This window comes from Actinocorallia lasiicapitis (assembly GCF_054778695.1).
This window is the reverse complement of sequence record NZ_BAAGZI010000608.1, coordinates 1-2,234: the sequence shown is the minus strand read 5'-3', so window position 1 is coordinate 2,234 and position 2,234 is coordinate 1. Positions and strand designations below refer to the sequence as shown.

The window sequence follows — 2,234 nt, the reverse complement described above, 5'->3', positions numbered from 1 at the left end:
CCGCCGCGGGGGCCGCCGCGGTGTTGACGGCGGGCTCCTCCTTGACGGCCGGTGCGGTGCCGTCGCCGGTCTCGTGCGCGGTGTGCTCGGCGGTGGTGTCCGCGGGCTTCGTGCCGGTGCCGCCCGCGGTGGCGGGCTCCTTCACGACGTCCGTGACGCTCGCGGGCTGCAGGACGTCGGAGACCAGGTCCGTGGAGAGCGAGCTGATCCGCAGGTTCTTGATCTCGTGGTAGTCGGTGAAGGTGCCGGTCGCGGCGCCGAAACCGAACTTGAAGGTCGGCGGCAGGGCGTCCTGGCCCGGGATGTTCGCGAGGTCGAACCGGTCGATCTCGCGGACCGTCCGCGCGGTGGGCTGCCCCTGGTCGTAGGTGACGTCGACGGTGAGGACGTTCTCGTCCGAGAGCCGGATCCGGACGTGCCGTGCGGCCTTGCCGCGGGACGTCGCGTCGGCGTCGGCCAGCCGGTGGACGCCCTTGCCGTTCTCGCCGGCCGGGTCGCTGGTGAGGTAGCGGTAGCCGCCGGCCTCGTCGCCGCGGACCACGATGTGGTTCGGCTGGTTGGGGCGGGCGGGCTTGTCCTTCGGGAAGTACGCCGAGTTGGAGAAGTTGCCGAACTCGTCGAATCCGATGCCGACGATCGCGCCTTCGAGCTTGCTGTAGCCGAGGCGGCCGCCGTCCTCACCGGCCTTGGTGACGTTCTTCGCGCCGTCGATGAGGAAGAACGAGATGCCGTCTGCGCTGATCGGCCGGTTCCCGGCGGCCGTGGCGACCGTCGGGTTGTACATGTACATGTCGAACTCGATGTCGGTGCCGCTGCCCGACTTGAGCGGGTCCTGGTAGACGGCGTAGGCGGAGCGGTCCTGGGCGGTGTCGGTGAGGCGCAGCGCCCCGTCGGTCTCGGACGCGCCGCCGCAGGCGGGGACGGATCCGGTGGTGGCGGCGCCGCCCGCGGTCAGGCAGGGCTTCCAGCCGGCGCTGCCGCCGACGCTCCAGTCGCCTTTGGCGCTGGCCGAGGCGAAGGCGTCTTCGTATAGGACTTTCCCGGCGAACGCGGGCGTGGGCGTGCCCAGCAGCACGGAGCCTGCGGCGACCGTCGCCAGGGCGGCTCCGCTCGCCAGGAAGCGGCGGAGCCCGCCGCTTGGAGTCGATCGTGTCATCTACCTGTTTCCCCCGAATCGGCGTTGATGATCATGGGGAAACGTAGTGCACAAGTGAAGGAAGATCCATCACCATGAACGATCGACCTAAACGTCGTGAAGGTTTACTTTCTCTTTGAAGTGCTCTCCTGGGATGGGCAAAGGGGCGTGGCGAACCCCGAAAGGCCAGGTCGACGGTGCCTACGCTGCGGATCTCTGCTCTTTCGCATATCCGGAGGCAATGGCGTGACCGACGTAATTGGAGTGGGTTTCGGCCGGACGGGCACGACCTCGCTGAAGGCCGCCCTGGAACAGATCGGCTTCGGGCCCTGCTACCACATGTTCACCGTTCTGAACGAGCCGATGCGGCTCGCCGCGTGGCAGCGGATGCTGCGCGAGGGCCCCGACTGGAGCGAGCTCGACGGCTTCCGCTCCACCCTCGACTGGCCCGCCATGACCTGGTGGCGGGAGCTCGCCGACGCCCACCCCGAAGCCAAGGCGATCCTGACCGTCCGGGATCCGGAGCGCTGGTACGCCAGCGTCGCCAGGACCGTCCTGTGGTCGCTGCAGGAGGAGCCGGGGGAGGCGGACACGGGCTGGTGGCACACCGAGCTGCTGCCCGTCATGCGGGAGCTGATCCTGGAGCGTTCGCTGCTGGGCCGCACCGACCGCGAGGGCCTGCTCGATCTGTTCGACGGCCACATCACCCAGGTCAAAGCCCACATTCCCGCCGACCGGCTGCTGGTCTTCGACGTCGCCGACGGCTGGGAGCCGCTCTGCGCGTTCCTCGACGTCCCCGTCCCTGACGGGCCGTTCCCGCACCTCAACGACGCCGAGGGCTTCCGGGCGCGGCATCTCGAACAGAGGGCGTCGCGATGAGCCTGATGTGCCGGCCCGCTCTCGCCCTGCCCGCCCACCGGGTCGAACTCGACACGCTGGTCCGGCATGTGGAGTCCGCCTACGCGGGGCATCCGCGGCTCGCCGACGCGGTGCGCGGAATGCGCGCGACGTCGGTGGCGACCCGCCACTACTGCCGGCCGATGGCTGAGGTCGTCGCGCCGCCGCCGCTGGAGCGGCGGATCGCCGACCAGAGCGCCTC

Annotated in this window: 3 protein-coding genes; 2 read left to right on the top strand and 1 reads right to left on the bottom strand. The window is 69.9% G+C overall.

Features of this window, described 5'->3' with window-relative positions; genetic code table 11:
* The coding region (locus tag ACYVE7_RS32840; protein WP_460370322.1) for an L-type lectin family protein at window positions 1-1,156 on the bottom strand (1,156 nt) is incomplete at its 3' end.
* A gap of 225 nt (window positions 1,157-1,381) precedes the next feature.
* Here ACYVE7_RS32840 and ACYVE7_RS32835 point away from each other — a divergent pair.
* Window positions 1,382-2,014, top strand: coding sequence for a sulfotransferase family protein (locus ACYVE7_RS32835; protein ID WP_460370320.1), 633 nt, complete (start codon window positions 1,382-1,384; stop codon window positions 2,012-2,014).
* Window positions 2,011-2,234 (top strand): hypothetical protein (locus tag ACYVE7_RS32830; protein WP_460370318.1); only part of this gene is annotated, 224 nt, incomplete at its 3' end. The genes ACYVE7_RS32835 and ACYVE7_RS32830, both read left to right, overlap by 4 nt.